The sequence below is a fragment of the Mycobacterium marinum genome, assembly GCF_003391395.1.
In the GTDB taxonomy this organism is placed as follows: domain Bacteria; phylum Actinomycetota; class Actinomycetes; order Mycobacteriales; family Mycobacteriaceae; genus Mycobacterium; species Mycobacterium marinum.
This window is the reverse complement of the sequence record NZ_CP024190.1, coordinates 639,671-654,577: the sequence shown is the minus strand read 5'-3', so window position 1 is coordinate 654,577 and position 14,907 is coordinate 639,671. Positions and strand designations below refer to the sequence as shown.

Genomic DNA, 14,907 nt, shown 5'->3' with positions numbered 1-14,907 from the left:
CTAAAGAGGCGTGCGCTCCAGCCATTTCTGCCATACGGCCTGGTCGCCGAACACCTCGATCCCGGTGTCGGGCACCGAGACCCGCCGCGTCATCGCCAGCAGAAGCTCCGCGGCGCCGCCGCGCACGGCCACGGTGCCTTTGCCGTGCTCATGCGACCAGGTGATGTGGCCGTCCTCGACGGCGGCGGTCCATTCCCCGACGTCACCGAGACCGGGATCGGTGGCGTGCAGATGCACGGTGTCGCCGTCCTCGATCGGCAGCGGCGCGCCGTCGCGTCCCGCCTGGACCGCAATGCGTTCCAGAAACTCGCTGATGCCGTCGGCCGCGATCTCGGGTTCCAGGACGAATTGCTGGCCGAGCGCGATGGCGGCGTCAGCCCGATGCACCACCACCTCGTGCAGCCGGCGCCTAACCCACCAGTGCGCCGGGCGCGGCCCAAGAAATGTCCACACCGGCGTTTCCGCGCCCGCCTGCTCGACGGCGTCGACCATCAGCTGCGCGCCGTCTTGCAGCCAGGCGATCGCGTCGTCCACAGCTGCCGGCGGCTTTCCGCCCGCCACACTGCGGGGATCCAGAAAACTGTCCAGCCGGTCGCGCACGATCTGGGCCGCCCACCGGTCGCCGCGTCCGACATGACGGAACAGCTGCCCGAGGTTCCATCCCGGGCAGCTGGGCACTGGCGTGGATTGGTCATTGTTGCCGATGAGTTCGCCGAAAGCACGAGTCTGGTCAAGGTATGCCGCCACCTGGTCCACCCCGGTAACGCTACTCGTGCCGGTTGCCCGCAGCCCGCATTCGCCGACGGACGCGGCCGACTAGGACGCCGCCCGAATCCGCGCCCCCAGCCGGAACACCCGCCAGCCGGCCCGCTCCCAGCGGGAGACATCAAGGCAGTTGCGGCCGTCGACAATGACGCGGGCCCGCACCCGGTCGGCCAGATCGTCGGGGTCGAGGTCGACGAACTCCTGCCATTCGGTGAGTATCAACACGGCGTCGGCTCGCTCGCAGGCCTCGGCAACCGAGACCGCGTAGTTCAGCGTGGGAAACAGTCGGTTCGCGTTGTCCAGGGCCTTGGGGTCATAGACATTGACCGCCGCACCGTTGAGCTGTAGCTGTCCGGCGACGTTGAGCGCGGGAGAATCTCGAACGTCGTCGGATTCGGGTTTGAACGCCGCGCCAAGCACCGCGAGGTTGGCTCCCAACAGCGAACCGCCACACGCAGTGGTGGCCAGTTCCACCATCCGGGTACGCCGCCGCATGTTGATGCTGTCGACCTCACGCAGGAAGGTCAGCGCCTGGTTGGCACCGAGCTCACCGGCGCGGGCCATGAACGCACGGATATCTTTGGGCAAGCAGCCGCCACCGAATCCCAAACCCGCATTGAGACATTGGCGCCCGATGCGGGTGTCATAGCCGAGGGCGTCGGCCAGCAGACTGACGTCGGCACCGGCGGCCTCGCATACCTCCGAGATCGCGTTGATGAACGAAATCTTGGTAGCCAGAAAGGCATTGGCGGAGACCTTGACCAATTCCGCGGTCTGCAGATCGGTCACCAAGAAGGGCACCCCGGCCTCCAGCAACGGTCCGTAAAGTTCTCGGACGAACTGCTCGGCCAGGATCGAATCCTCCTGCACACCAAGCACAATCCGATCCGGACGCAGCGTATCGCGGACCGCGAAACCTTCGCGCAGAAACTCCGGGTTCCAGGCGATCTCCACACCAACGCCGGCCACTGCCAGCCCGGCGGCCCGCCGGGCCAACTCGGCCGCCGTTCCGACCGGGACCGTCGATTTGCCAATGAGCACCGACGTTCTGGTCAGCCGCGGCACCAGGGTATCGATGACGGCGTGAATGTGGCGCAAGTCGGCGCCGTATTCCCCCCTTTTCTGGGGTGTGCCAACACCCAGAAAGTGCACATCGGCGAACTCGGCGGCCATGTCGTAGTCGGTCGTGAAGTGCAGACGTCCAGCAGCGAGGTTGTCCCTCAACAGCTTTCGCAGACCCGGCTCGTAGAAGGGGATATCGCCCCCGGCCAGCTTGGCCACCTTGCCCGGATCAATGTCGACCCCGACAACCTCGTGCCCAAGTTGCGCCATTCCAACGGCGTGGGTGGCGCCTAGATAGCCGGTGCCAAAGACGGTGCATCGCATAACACCGTGTGTAGGCGACTGCGATGAGCGAACTGCATCGCGACGCTGAACGGCAGATGACAGCTACCCGGCAAGATCAGATACCCGGGATAAACGGGATGTTGAACCCGCCGCGCCCGTGCCCACCGCCGTGACCGCCGCCGCGTCCACCACCACGTCCGCCCCGGTCATCGTCACCGCCGGGGAACCCGCCGCCGCCACCGGGACCAAAGATCTGGGGAAGCGGGATCTGAATGGGCACCGGAATGGGCACCGGAGCCGGCACCGGAGCCTCCGGCGCGGGTGCGGGAGCCTGAGGAATCGGAACCGGAACTGGCGCGGGAGCCTGCGGCACGGGCACTGGCGCTTGGGCAACCGGTACCGGCACCGGCGCCGGGGCCTTCGGAGCCGGAACCTGCACCTGGGGGGCCGAGGCTTGCGGCGCCGGCGCCCGCGGGGCGGGGGCTTGGGGCGCCGGGGCTGGGGCCGGAACCTGGGCCTGGGGCGCCGGGGCTTGGGCTTGGGGCGCCGGAGCCTGCGGTGCCGGGGCCTGGGGTTGAGGGGCCGGGGCCGCGTGCGCCGGCGCGGGCAGGTGTGTGACGACGCTCTGGCCGGGATCGGGGCGGGTGCCGGGTTCGGAGCGGATGCTGACCGCCAGCGACACGGCCAAGGCACCCACACCGATGATGAAGATTGACCCCATGATGCTGGCCAGCAGCGCGAACGGCCTTCGCTCATGCTGCTCTTCGGGCACCGCGCTGTAGGCCAGAGCCTGCTGACCCGTCCCCAACTGGTCCGACACATCGTCGAAGTAGGCGGCATCGAGCCCGTACGGCGCGTGAGAGTAGAGCACCCCGCTGCCGGGATCCTGGGCCCACGCCTGCGCCGCCGTGGATGACGCGAACAGGGGGCTGCTCGCCGCCGCGAGCGCGGCCCCGCGGGCAAGCGCGGTATCCGGTTCCTCGGCCGCGGTAACCGGCAATGTGGTCGACGCCTCGAGCGTCGGCTTGATCAATGGCAGATCGATACCCGAGCCCACCAGAAACACCGCGTCGGGACGGGTCGGCAGGCTCTCGGCCTGCGAAATCAACTCCGTCAACTGGCCCACGGCCGTGTCATCGTCGTCTGACAGTGAGAGTCGATGAATGTCGGTAACCGAGCCGTCCGCGCTGTCGACAACCGCCAGCGTGGCGGCCTCGGGTTCGATGAACAGCAACGCGGTCTGCGCATAGTTGGTTTCGCTGCCCACCGCGTGAGCCAGCGCGGCGGCGGCCAGGAACGCCGAGACCAGCACGACGTTTTCGATCTTGCGCCGGGCCAAGACGTCGCGCAGGGCGGCGGCTTGGGCCGGGTCTCTCCAGGTCACCCCGGTTGAGGTCAGCTGGTAGCCGCCCTCGGAGGCGCCTTCCCTGGTTCCCAGGATCGCCGAGATCACCTGTTCGGCGGCCCCGATGGTTGCCGCGTCGCCATCACCGCTGACATCGAACGCGTCTTCATCGACCAACGCGCCATCGCCGTTTTCGCCCTCGACCAGCACCAACCGCACTGCCGTCGGTGCCACAGATACTCCGAGCACGGTGTCCAAGAGCTCCCCCAATACCTGTTCGACCATCGCATACAGCGGGCCTACGCGGGTCCCCCAACCCTGTAGCCGCCGATTTTACGCGCCTCCCGAGGTGCATACCGGAGCCTTGGTTGCCGGATCGGCTTGGGTCAGCACATTTCAGCAGTAAAAGGATGCCTAACCGTCGAACAGACAATTAGCTGTCAACGTCCCCCGTGGCCTCCACCGAAACCACCACCGTGGCCGCCACCGAAACCTCCACCGTGGCCGCCACCGCCGTGGCCGCCACCGAAGCCTCCGAACCCGCCACCATGGCCACCGCCACCGCGGCCACCGCCGAACCCACCACCATGACCGCCGCCGCCGAACTGGCCCCCGTGGCCGCCGCCGGACGGACCGCTACGGCCGGGGGCGCCGCCGCCGAAGTGCCCGCGCCGGCCAGGACCGAGGCTACCGCCAGCGGGCCCACGACCGGGGTTGGGTATCCGGCCCAGCCCGGGCAGCCTCAGACCGCCGCGCCCGCGCGGATTCGGACTCACCACCGGCGGGGGCGAGGCTGGAACTTCAACACGGGGGGCGGGCGCCTTGGGCTGCTGACGTGGCACCGGCGCTTGGACCTTGGGGACAGAGGGGCGCAGGAAGGTGTCGGTCCCGCTGGGTACCCGCACGGGCGGCACGACGATGGGCACCAGCGGCGGCACGGCCACCACCGGTTCGGGAGCGGTGGGGGCGGGCAACACCGGCACCTCCGGCGCCCTCTGCACCGGCGCGGCCGGGGCCGGTAGTTGCGGGCTGGCCGCGCGCGGCGCCACCCGGGGGCGCGGCAGCTCGATCTTCGGCTCGGGAGCGGCCACTTGCGGCGGCGGGGCCGCCTGCGGAGGCGGGGCGACCAGGTGATTCTCGTTGGGTCTGGGCTGTAGGGCGACCGTCGGGCGGATGTCGATCGCCAGCGCGACTTCCAGGGCCACCACCGCCGCGGTGGCGACCACGGCCAGGCCGCTACCGATCAAGAGCCCGGATCGGCGCCCGGCGGGTTCCTGATCGGGCGAGAGCTCGTCGCCCAGTTCGCTCTCCCCCAGCGGGTCAGGATCATTGAGGTCTTGCGCATATGCCAGGGCGGCGGTGGTGGCGGCAAACAGGGGCGCATTGCCGCAAGCCAGCGCCGCGCCCCGGGCGAGCGCCATTTCCTGTTCCTCGGACACGCTCACCGTCAGCGAGGTCGCCGCATCGAGTGCCGGCTTGATCATGGCGACGTCCACACCCGTGCCGACCACATAGACACCGTCCGGACGCGCCGGCAGAGACTCGGCCGCGGCCACCATGGCGACCACCTCGGCCACCGCCGCGTCGTCGTCTTCGGCCAACAATTGCTGGCGCACCTCGCTGACCGAGCCGTCCGCGGTGTCGACGACCGCCAGGGTCGCCGTATGGGGCTCGATGAACAACACCGCGGTCCGCGCATAGCTGAGGGCGCCGCCGACCGCCTGCCCCAGGGCGGCCGCAGCCAGAAAACCCGAGACCAGCATGACGTTTTCGACCTTGTGCCAGGCCAGCGCATCGCGCAGCGCCGCGGCCTGAACCGGGTCGGTCCATGTCACACCGATCGAGGACAACCGCAAGCCGGCATCGGCCGCGCCCTCCCGAGTGCCCAGAATCGCCGCGACCACCTGATCGGATGCGCTCGACGTGACCGGATTGCGGTCGAGGTCGAAACTGTCTTCCTCGACGATCAAGCCGTCGCCGTCTTCGCCTTCGACCAACGCCATCCGGACGTCAGCCGCTGCCATCGATACCCCAAGTACGACGTCCAAAACCCCTCCCAAGGTCTTGCAACCCACCACGGTCGCTGCGGAGGAGAACACGGCGCGGATGGCTCCGGATGGCCCGGCAATGGCTCTTGGATAGCCAAGCCAACGGTCTACTAATCCTTATCGCGCAAGCTATGCGGCAGCTATGTAGACCTTATGAAGTTCTGGTACGAACGAGACGGCGTGGGCCCCCGCTGACCCTGGTATTTCGACCCTACTCCGGAACTCCCGTAGGGATGCTCGGACGGACTGGTCAATTTCAAGATGCACAGCTGGCCGATTTTCATGCCGGGCCACAACGTGATCGGGAGGTTGGCGACGTTGGACAGCTCCAGCGTGATGTGCCCACTGAAGCCGGGATCGATGAAGCCGGCAGTGGAATGGGTGAGCAAGCCCAGCCGGCCCAGCGACGACTTGCCCTCCAGCCGCCCGGCCAGGTCACCGGGCAAGGAGAAGATCTCCAGCGTGGAACCCAGCACGAACTCGCCCGGGTGCAGCACGAACGGATCCCCCTTGGTCGGCTCCACCACGCTGGTCAACTCGTCCTGGCGCTGCGCCGGGTCAATGTGGGTGTACCGGGTGTTGTTGAACACCCGGAACATGCAGTCGAGCCGGACGTCGACGCTGGACGGCTGAACCAGGCTGTCATCGAACGGGTCGATACCCAACCGCCCGGCGGAAATTTCGGCTCTGAGGTCTCGATCAGAGAGCAGCACGCGATGAGCGTATCTGCTCTCGGATCGCTGCCGCCGCGCGACGAGTCAGCGGAGGTAGATTTCCTTGCCAGTGGGGTATCCGCCACCAGTGGTGGTGACGTGGACGTGGTCATAGTGACCGAGGCGGCTTCTGGTTGCACCGGTGGGCGTGTAGTAGACGCCACGCCAAATCGCATCCTGCATCCCGAAGCGCTCGGCGTTGGCCAAGACGTAGGCGACGATCTCGTTGCCCAGCGCTATCCCCTCAGCGCTGCCGGGGTTGGGGATCATCACGTCGAGCGCCAATCCGTTCGGATGCCAGCGCAACGCATCGGGGCGCACCCCACCGATTTCGTGAATCTCCGGGAAAACCGCGCTGATGCTGCGCGCCGCCAGGATGGTCTTGACCTGTAGCCCGCGTTCCGGTGCCACCCCGACCGGCAGCAGGCGCGCTGACCTGTCCACCCGCAATCTCGATGCCGCGGCGAACTGACCAGCCGCAAAACCCATCCCCACCGCACCGCTGGATATTTTCGACGACAACTCGATGGGCGTTGCCGCGACAATCTCCACACAACACGCTCCATCACCGACGGCCATTTGGTCGATGCGATCACGCGTGGACGATGGAGCGATATCCCCTGCCACCGCGAAGAAGGCGGCCGCGGGCGCTACCACTGCAGCCAGCAGAACAGACGGCTTGCGCCGCTTCCTGGCTAACTCGTGCCGACCCACGGAAGCAGATTACGACACGATAACGAAATAATAAACACCGGATTGGTTAGCAATCTTGTGGCATAGATCGCAGTTTGCCAATTGTCAAGACGATAATGGCACACGGCTTGACGCGGGGCCATTTATCCTGCTCAGCGCGGCATTTCTTGAGTCACAAGACACAGCCGAACAGGATTGTCTGCCCGCCAAGAGTTTAGTGCCCTCAGATCTGCAAACGTGACGGGACGGGTTCGCGGGTATCGGCCGAATGCTGCACAGCCGCCTCGATGCCGGCGACCAGTCCGGCGACCGCGGTCTCCACCGACATGCTCGGGACACCGAGGTTGCGATCCAGGGCGGCGACCATCGGCAGGCAGGGCAAATGGACCCAGCCGGCGCGGATGGGCAGGTTCTGCGTGGCGATGTGGTGCAGCACGCCGTACATGAGGTGGTTGCACACGAAGGTGCCCGCCGCGTCGGAGACATCGGCCGGGATCCCGGCCGCGCGCATCGCCAGCACCATCTCGTGGACCGGGACGGTGGCGTGGTAGGCGACCGGGCCGTCCGGATCGGTCGGCTCGCCCACCAACACCTTGCCGGCGGTGTCGGCGAGGCCATAGCGCCCGCAATCGTTGATGTTCTGGGCCAACCGCTCGACGGTCAGCATGGCGCGCCCCGGGTATTCGCCCAGCATGATCACCAGCTGCGGATCCACCTCGGCGATGGCCTGCTCAGCCGCCGCGATCGAGTCGAAATAGGCGCCGGGCACAATCCGCGAGACCACCGTCGCCCCGGCGATGGTGCGTCCGTCCAGCGCCTCGGCGGTGAACTGGGCCGGATTGTCCGGCGTCACGCCATACGGTCCGAACCCGGTAACCAGCACTTTGGTCATGTGGTGTTCCTTCCTGGTCGAAACTAAGCGAGCGGACGTTCGGCCATGGGTATCACCCTGGAATCCTCCAGCATCGCGAACCGATGGGGAAGATCGGCCTGCACCTGTTCGCTGGACATCAGCGCAATGAAGGCTTCCAGGGATGGATACCGCACAAATTGAATGACGTCCCAGCGCTCCTCGGGCGGGCCGATGAAGCAGCCGCCGGCGTCGGCCACAAAGACCCGCTCGGCGCCGACCTTCGCCAGCGCCGACTCCATCCCGGCGGCGTAGCGCTCGAACAGTTCGCGACCGCTGACCGGCGCCGGGGGCGCAAGCTCGGGGTTCGCCGAGTAATCGGCGACCTCGCGGATGCGGTAGAGGTTGAGCATGACGAAGGGGCCGGGCGGCATTGCGGTCACCATCGCCTCAGCCGCTTGCGGTGTCGGAACGATGTGCACGATCGACCTCCCTCGTCGCCTCTATTTGTACGTGGTGTTGGCGATTCCCGTTGGTCGCGTTGCGGCCAGCGCTCGGCGCCACGGCATCAATTCGGGCGCTCGGCAGCCGTCGGGGAGCCCGGCACGGCGCGCAGCAGGACCACCACAAAGGCCGACATCAGCATCATGGCGCCCACCGCCCACATGCCCGCCTTGTCGGTCCCGGTCACCTGCTCGAGCGCCCCGGTCAGATAGGGCGCGGCGAACCCGCCCAGGTTGCCCACCGAATTGATCAGCCCGATGGCGCCTGCCGCCGCGGTGCCGGTCAGGAAGTTTGACGGCAACGCCCAGAAGCTGGGGATGGCAGCGAACACCCCCATCGCGGTGATCGCCACGGCCACCATCACCAGCACCGGGGTGTGCAGGTGCAGCGCGACGGGAATGGCCAGCCCACCAAGCAACATCGGGACGGCGACATGCCACACGTGCTCACCGGTGGCGTCCGCGTGCCGCGACCACAGGTACATGGCCACGGCCGCGCAGGTGTACGGGATCGCCGCGATGAGTCCTACTTGCACGATCGAGAAGTCGATCCCGAAGCTCTTCTTGAAGCCCGAGATGATGCTCGGCAAGAAGAACGTCAGCGCGTAGAGGCCGTAGGCGATGCCGAAGTAGACCAGGGCCAGCGCCCAGATCCGTGGGCTGGTCAGCGCGCGGCGCAGCGGAAAGTGAAAGTCGCCGGCAACCTGGCGCGCCTCCTCGGCCAGCGTGTCGACGAGCCATTGCCGTTCGTCGGGCTCTAGCCATGCGGCGTCACCGGGCCGGTCGACCAGGTAGTACCAACAGGCGAACCCCAACACGATCGCCGGGACACCGACGGCGATCATCATGAACTGCCAGCCCGCCAGTCCGAACACCCCGTTGCCGAGGTGGATCAGCCACGCCGCCAACGGGGTTCCGAGCGCTGCCGCGATCGGGCTGGCCATCATGAACAGCGCGACGACCCGGGCCCGGTAGTCGCGCGGGAACCAGCGACTCAGGTAGTAGATGACCCCCGGGAACAGGCCCGCCTCGGCCACCCCCAACAGGAACCGCAACACCAGCAGCGTCGTCGCGTTGGGTGCAAAGCCGGTGGCCACCACCACGATTCCCCACGACACCGCGATCCGCGCCAGCCAGCGTCGGGCGCCGTAGCGATCCAGCGCGAGATTGGACGGAACCTCGACCAGCACATAGCCGATGAAAAAGATGCCCGAGGCCAGGCCGAACATCGTCGCTGTGAGCTGTAGGTGTGCGCTGATGTCGGCGCGGGCGATGCCGAGGTTGGTGCGGTCCAGGTAGTTGACGAAATACAGGGCCATCAAGAACGGCACGATGCGAATGCCCAGATTGCGGATCGTGCGCGCTTCCAGCGAGCGTTCACCGGTGTCTAAAACGGCCATCGTGTCTCCTGCGTGAGGACCCGGTGCCGTCGAGTTCCGCAACGCTCGTGTCTGCTGGATGTCGGGGTCACGGTGGCCCGCGAGGCCAGCGTGCGTCACGTCGGAAACGTACGAGCCGAGGCGCCGGTGCCGTCGGCCCGTCCGCCGAGCACTGTATACGCCGGCGCGCCATCCGGCCTCCGCCGGTACCGGCCGATCGAGCGCACCCGAGTATGTTCGTCTCAATCGGCCCCGGGAGGTTTGGCGTGAGCACCCTGACAACCGCTGCGGCTTTGGTCGCCTTCCCGGTGATCGCCGGAATCATCGGTGGCGCTGTCGCAGTCGTGCGCACGCCGTCGGCGGCGCTGGTCAGCGGTGTGCAGCATTTCGCGGCCGGTGTGGTCATGGCCGCCGTGGCCACCGAGGTGCTGCCCGACCTGCGGGCGCGGGGGCCGCTGTGGCTGATCATCCTCGGGTTCAGTGCGGGTGTCGCGCTGCTGGTCGGATTCCGCCAGTTCGAAGACCACGGACCACACGGCGAGGACGAGGACGGCCACGACGACGACCGCGCGGGCGGTCAAGTGCCGGTGGGTTTTCTCGCCGTGGTCGCCGTCGACCTGTTCATCGACGGGCTGCTGGTGGCGACGGGCGCGACCGTCTCCCGGCGCACCGCGATCATCATCACCATCGCGCTGACCGTCGAGGTGCTGTTCTTGGGGGTGTCGGTGGCGTTGCGGCTGACCCGCTCCGGAGTACCCAAGGCCCGCGCCGCCGCACTCACCGGTGGGGTCAGCCTGGCGACCGCCGTGGGCGGCGTGCTGGGCGCGCTCGTGCTCGCCAACGCGGGAGGTACCGTGCTGACCCTCGTGCTGGCGTTCGCGGCGGCGGCGCTGTTGTGGCTGGTCGTGGAAGAACTGCTAGTCGAAGCCCATGAAGGCGAGGAGCGGGCGTGGATGGCGATCATGTTCTTCGCCGGCTTCCTGATCCTCTACAGCCTGGGAGTGATGGAGTGAGGCGGATCCCGCACACCGCGCCCGGTGCTGGGTGCTAGCCTTTCGAGGCAACAGCGCCGATGTAGTTCAATGGCAGAACATCAGCTTCCCAAGCTGAATACGCGGGTTCGATTCCCGTCATCGGCTCCATGTTGAGCAGGGCATATCGGCCCGACAGCTTCCTTAGGACCGAGCCGATACCCCGCCCGTACCCCGGACTTGTGACGTCACGACCTTCCGTCGCGCCAGCAGCATCGTCGCGCCCGCCAGGCGACTGACCCACACCAAAGCTGCCTTCGTGCACCACCGCGTGATGGAAAATGACGGCATGGCTTGCTCACGCGGTGCTGCGGAGCCCTCTGAACCCACTCGGCGGCTACTGTGGGCGGATTCAGCGGGCTTTTGCGGAAACCCCGATTGCCTTACTCGGCTGGTCGTTCATGATCCAGACGGTCAAGACGTGCATTTCGCGGAGGCAGCTCACCTCATCGCGGCGAGCGAAGACGGTCCACGGGGTGCTGCTACCGCCTCAGCTGAGGAACGCCGCGCATGGAGCAACCTACTGCTGCTCTGTGCCAATTGCCATACGCTCGTGGATAAGTCGGCGGCGGCCTACCCTGTGGATCTACTGCTTGAGTGGAAACGCTCCCGTATCGAGAGGACAGAGCAAGCACTCGGTGTAGCGTCGTTCGCTACACGTGAGGAAGCGCGGAAATCGATACGGGGATTGTTGGTGCAAAACCGCGTAATCCATGAAGACTTTGGACCCGACAACGACTACTCGATTAACCCGGAGGCCGAAGAAGCAGCCGTCTGGCGGCGATCAGTCATTGAGACGGTCATCCCAAACCACCGACGAATCCTGCGAGTCGCCGACGGCAACCGAGATCTGCTGTCTGAGCTTGAGATTCAGATGATCGAGCGATACCGCTCGCATGTCGACGATCTAGAAGCACGACATGTGCACAACCGACGAGGGCTTGTGAGTCGCCGCTACCCGACGGAAATGGACAACCTCTTTGAGTAGTTCAGCACAATGGATCTCCGATCAGTTGCATAAGTGCAACTTCGTCACCTCGGTTGACGTGGATGGCAACCGATTGAGCGTTGTTCGTGATTCGCGCCCGACGGCGTCTATCGGAGTGATCTCACTGCGTGATGTGACAGTCGCCGATGTACTCCCGCTTGTCGAGGGGGCTCAGAGCGTCGACTTCGTACTCAACATCCCGAAAGCGGGACGATTCATGGGTGACGCGATCGAACAGTTGGGACAGAAGAACGTCGGATGGGGCGGCCTTGGTGATTCGATTCGCGCGCTCCGCGACTTCGACCGCTTGGGTGACTACCAAGAACGTGAACTGACGTTCGTCATGCGCGGCTTGCGTCAACATGGACGAGTTACTTCGCTGACCCTTCTTGACGATCACCGGATCGTCGTCGTCCGCCAAGGTCTGCCTGAACTTGTCGTCTTCGTCGGATCGATGTACCAACCTACCGCCGAGACTGTCCGCGACGCCATAGACCGATACGGTGATTTCGACCTGTTTGCGGCGACGAACCCCAACAGTGATCCGACCGCCGAAGCGATTCAAGTCGCGGCCGACGCGGGAATACAGATGCTGAAGTGGCGCGAGACTCTGGCCGCTCTGCACCGATGATTCCGGAGCTTCTTTCACGAATCAGGTCGATCCTCGATCAGCACCGCGGAATTGAGGTTTATGTGTTTGGCTCTGCGTTGACGCGAGAAGATCCAGCAGACCTCGATGTCCTTGTGATTTACCAAGACCGAGAAGAACTTCGACGATTTTTGGACGACGTCGATTGCTGGTCGGGTGGACTCCCACTCGACGTGACGGCCATGACTTCCGGTGAGCTGGCAGGCTCCGGCTTTCTCGTCCGTTCGAAGGCAGTAGACATTCGCGAATTAAGGCCGATGTGAGCTGATTAACCGTGTAGCGGGATCACGTTGTCGCCGTGATACTTCGGCGTCGACGCCAACGCTCCTAACGCCGCCATTTCGTCGTCGTGGTCGGCCTTCGCGTATAGGTGCGTATAGACGAGTTCGGTCGTCGTCGGGTTCGCATGTCCCATCCACTCGGCCACCTGCCGCACCGAGATAGTCGGCACCGCCGCACACAGGCTCGCGTAGGTGTGCCGGAGTGAATGGAACCGCAACCCCGCCGGGAGTACCGCGTTGCCCGCCGTCCGGTTGGCTCGGAGCACCGAGGGCCGGAACACGGCCTTGTAAAAGCTCGGGTGGCGTAGCGGCTCGGTCCAGTCGAGCACCAACCGCTTCTCCGCGTCCTCCACGGTGAGGTCGGCCAGGGCCTCGGCCTGTGGTCGCGCGCGGTCCTTCGCCGACGCGCTCGGTGCTGCCTCCTGCACAGCCGTAGTGGCCGCTCCCAGTGCGGGGGTGTTGGCTCGCCTTCCGGTAGGCCGGGGCGTCGTCAACGACATACCGGGGAACAGGGGTGCGGCGGGCTCTTGCCGACGCGGGTGCTCGGTGAGGTAGTCGCGGACCAGACTTGCGGTCGGCCCCGGCACCGGCACAGTTCGCATTGAGCCGTCCGTCTTGGTCAGCCCGTGGGCGGCAGCTGTTCGTTCAACGTGCAACTTCATGCCTCCGTTGGGCGAGACCTCGATGTCCTGGATCTGCAGCCCGCCAAGTTCCGCCGCGCGCAGGCCCGACCACGCCGCCAGATTCACCAACACGTTGTACGGCCAGGGCGTCGCTGTGGCGAGGGCGGAAACCTGTGCGGGGGTGAGGAACTGCGCGCGGTCGACAACGCCCACCTTCGCACCCTTGGCAGCGGTATCCCGTTGCCGCCTTGATACTTCGGCGTCACCGCTAGCGCCGTGAACGGCGTTGGCTCTCGACCGCGCGTGCGCCCATGGATGGTCGCTCGTAACCCGGACTAATGCGCACCAAAGTCCGATTTACTGACCTAACTCGGACTAGCACTATAGTTAGTCCGAGTTAGGAGGCATCTAACATGCAACCCAGTGATGCGTGGCCTAGACACAGCGCAGAGCGACGCCCTTGGGCACAGACCCAAAGGGGTGGCACCCGCGAGGACAGGACACTTCGTTCCGTCACAGTGTCGCTTCCCCCGTACATCGCCAAAGTCGACGCGAACATCGACGCAGATATCGCTGTCAAACTCGAAGCCGCCATGAGCGAGATTTCTCGACTCGACAGCACGCACGGAAACCACCTCGCAGGGCTCAGCACTCTCCTACTTCGAACAGAATCGGTGGCGTCTTCGAAAATTGAGCGCGTTGAAGCGAGCGTGGACGACTACGCGCGCGCGTTGCACGGTGGAAGAGGCAATACGAGCGCAGTCTCGATGGTGGCGGCGACCACCGCCCTAAAGGAAATGATCGCGAGCGTCAATCGAAATGCCCCCATACAGATGACCGCGATCCTGCGCGCACATGAGGCACTGATGCGCGAAGATCCGACAGAGGGGCAGCATGCTGGTCAAGTAAGGACTGTTCAGAATTGGATCGGCGGAAGCGACTACTCTCCACGAAACGCGCTGTACGTTCCGCCACCGCCAGACACCGTGCACGCGTACATGGACGACCTGATGGAGTTCGCGAACCGAACCGACATTCCCGTTCTGATTCAGGCCGCCATCGCGCATGCACAGTTCGAATCAATCCACCCCTTCACAGACGGCAACGGCCGGATCGGCCGGGCACTCATCAACACCATCTTGAGGCGGAGGGGAGCAACAACGCGCCTCGTTGTCCCTCTGGCCTCGGCGCTTGTTGCTCACCGGGAGCGCTATTTCGGCGCGCTCAACACATACCGCGCCGGCGACCTACGCCCACTGATCGTCACGTTCGCAAACTCATCAAGGACTGCTGCCGCCGAATCGCGCACCACTGCAGAACGTCTGGCCGGGATTCCAGTTGAGTGGCGAAACATGGTCGGGCCAATTAGGCGTCACAGCGCGACCGACAAACTACTCCTGCTATTGCCGTCGACGCCGATCGTTTCGTCTGACGACGTCGCATCACTTATTGATGCACCTCGAAGCAGCGTGTTCGCCGCGATAAAGCGACTGCATGACACCGGCGTTCTACGCCCATTGACCAACCGCAAACGAGACCAAGTATGGGGAGCAAGCCTTGTACTCGACGAACTGGACGACTTGGGGCACAGGATCGAGCGAGCAAGCGCACCCCAGCGTCCGGAAATGACCTTCGACCCTAGCCCGCACCGGCACGGCGGGGTGACGCTCGGATACACGGAAACATGAGGAG

The 14,907-nt window shown here is 65.6% G+C and carries 14 protein-coding genes and 1 tRNA gene; 4 read left to right on the top strand and 11 right to left on the bottom strand.

Features of this window, described 5'->3' with window-relative positions:
- The 9 genes from CCUG20998_RS02830 to CCUG20998_RS02790 form a co-directional block, all read right to left on the bottom strand.
- Nucleotides 1-756 (bottom strand): maleylpyruvate isomerase family mycothiol-dependent enzyme, encoded by a 756-nt coding sequence (locus CCUG20998_RS02830; RefSeq protein WP_020731613.1) that lies wholly within the window; start codon nucleotides 754-756, stop codon nucleotides 1-3.
- Between the two features lie 60 nt (nucleotides 757-816).
- Nucleotides 817-2,151 (bottom strand): UDP-glucose dehydrogenase family protein, encoded by a 1,335-nt coding sequence (locus tag CCUG20998_RS02825; RefSeq protein ID WP_012392564.1) that lies wholly within the window; start codon nucleotides 2,149-2,151, stop codon nucleotides 817-819.
- A 76-nt stretch (nucleotides 2,152-2,227) separates the two neighbouring features.
- Complete coding sequence (locus CCUG20998_RS02820) at nucleotides 2,228-3,742, bottom strand: DUF7159 family protein (RefSeq protein WP_116269086.1); 1,515 nt, start codon at nucleotides 3,740-3,742, stop codon at nucleotides 2,228-2,230.
- Between the two features lie 155 nt (nucleotides 3,743-3,897).
- A complete protein-coding gene (locus tag CCUG20998_RS02815; RefSeq protein ID WP_181005704.1) occupies nucleotides 3,898-5,505 on the bottom strand; it encodes a DUF7159 family protein in 1,608 nt (535 codons plus the stop codon).
- 140 nt (nucleotides 5,506-5,645) lie between these two features.
- Nucleotides 5,646-6,218 (bottom strand): dCTP deaminase, encoded by a 573-nt coding sequence (gene dcd, locus CCUG20998_RS02810; RefSeq protein WP_012392561.1) that lies wholly within the window; start codon nucleotides 6,216-6,218, stop codon nucleotides 5,646-5,648.
- A gap of 45 nt (nucleotides 6,219-6,263) precedes the next feature.
- Nucleotides 6,264-6,932 carry a VldE C-terminal domain-containing protein gene (locus CCUG20998_RS02805; protein WP_164498317.1) on the bottom strand — a complete coding sequence of 223 codons (669 nt, stop codon included), beginning with the start codon at nucleotides 6,930-6,932 and terminating at the stop codon, nucleotides 6,264-6,266.
- A gap of 202 nt (nucleotides 6,933-7,134) precedes the next feature.
- Nucleotides 7,135-7,803: a pyroglutamyl-peptidase I gene (gene pcp, locus CCUG20998_RS02800; protein ID WP_012392559.1), complete on the bottom strand. Its 669-nt coding sequence runs from the start codon at nucleotides 7,801-7,803 to the stop codon at nucleotides 7,135-7,137.
- Nucleotides 7,804-7,826: 23 nt separating this feature from the next.
- The gene (locus tag CCUG20998_RS02795) at nucleotides 7,827-8,243 is read right to left on the bottom strand and encodes a DUF1330 domain-containing protein (RefSeq protein WP_012392558.1); all 417 of its coding nucleotides are present in this window, start codon (nucleotides 8,241-8,243) and stop codon (nucleotides 7,827-7,829) included.
- A gap of 86 nt (nucleotides 8,244-8,329) precedes the next feature.
- A complete protein-coding gene (locus tag CCUG20998_RS02790) occupies nucleotides 8,330-9,664 on the bottom strand; it encodes an MFS transporter (protein ID WP_103654098.1) in 1,335 nt (444 codons plus the stop codon).
- Nucleotides 9,665-9,876: 212 nt separating this feature from the next.
- On the opposite strand from CCUG20998_RS02790, the gene CCUG20998_RS02785 reads away from it, so the two are divergent.
- The 3 genes from CCUG20998_RS02785 (at nucleotide 9,877) to CCUG20998_RS27460 (ending at nucleotide 11,662) form a co-directional block, all read left to right on the top strand.
- Nucleotides 9,877-10,656 carry a ZIP family metal transporter gene (locus CCUG20998_RS02785; RefSeq protein ID WP_172607087.1) on the top strand — a complete coding sequence of 260 codons (780 nt, stop codon included), beginning with the start codon at nucleotides 9,877-9,879 and terminating at the stop codon, nucleotides 10,654-10,656.
- Between the two features lie 55 nt (nucleotides 10,657-10,711).
- Nucleotides 10,712-10,785: transfer RNA gene (locus tag CCUG20998_RS02780), tRNA-Gly, on the top strand.
- Between the two features lie 163 nt (nucleotides 10,786-10,948).
- Complete coding sequence (locus CCUG20998_RS27460; RefSeq protein ID WP_338134107.1) at nucleotides 10,949-11,662, top strand: HNH endonuclease; 714 nt, start codon at nucleotides 10,949-10,951, stop codon at nucleotides 11,660-11,662.
- 121 nt (nucleotides 11,663-11,783) lie between these two features.
- Here the strand turns inward: CCUG20998_RS27460 and CCUG20998_RS02770 are convergent, their stop codons facing one another.
- Together CCUG20998_RS02770 and CCUG20998_RS02765 are read right to left on the bottom strand one after the other, a co-directional pair.
- On the bottom strand, nucleotides 11,784-12,311 hold the full coding sequence (locus tag CCUG20998_RS02770; RefSeq protein ID WP_103654095.1) for a hypothetical protein: 528 nt from the start codon (nucleotides 12,309-12,311) through the stop codon (nucleotides 11,784-11,786).
- Between the two features lie 268 nt (nucleotides 12,312-12,579).
- Nucleotides 12,580-13,428: a tyrosine-type recombinase/integrase gene (locus CCUG20998_RS02765; RefSeq protein ID WP_240642840.1), complete on the bottom strand. Its 849-nt coding sequence runs from the start codon at nucleotides 13,426-13,428 to the stop codon at nucleotides 12,580-12,582.
- Between the two features lie 305 nt (nucleotides 13,429-13,733).
- On the opposite strand from CCUG20998_RS02765, the gene CCUG20998_RS02760 reads away from it, so the two are divergent.
- Nucleotides 13,734-14,903, top strand: a complete 1,170-nt coding sequence (locus tag CCUG20998_RS02760) for a Fic family protein (protein WP_240642839.1) — start codon at nucleotides 13,734-13,736, stop codon at nucleotides 14,901-14,903.
- The last annotated feature ends 4 nt before the right edge of the window (nucleotides 14,904-14,907 follow it).

Excerpts from the sequence above, each read along its gene's own strand:
- CCUG20998_RS02790 (WP_103654098.1), bottom strand. The coding sequence starts at position 9,664 with ATGGCCGTTTTAGACACCGGTGAACGCTCGCTGGAAGCGCGCACGATC.
- CCUG20998_RS02820 (WP_116269086.1), bottom strand. The coding sequence starts at position 3,742 with ATGGTCGAACAGGTATTGGGGGAGCTCTTGGACACCGTGCTCGGAGTA.
- CCUG20998_RS27460 (WP_338134107.1), top strand. The coding sequence starts at position 10,949 with ATGGAAAATGACGGCATGGCTTGCTCACGCGGTGCTGCGGAGCCCTCT.
- pcp (WP_012392559.1), bottom strand. The coding sequence starts at position 7,803 with ATGACCAAAGTGCTGGTTACCGGGTTCGGACCGTATGGCGTGACGCCG.
- CCUG20998_RS02785 (WP_172607087.1), top strand. The coding sequence starts at position 9,877 with ATGTTCGTCTCAATCGGCCCCGGGAGGTTTGGCGTGAGCACCCTGACA.
- CCUG20998_RS02825 (WP_012392564.1), bottom strand. The coding sequence starts at position 2,151 with ATGCGATGCACCGTCTTTGGCACCGGCTATCTAGGCGCCACCCACGCC.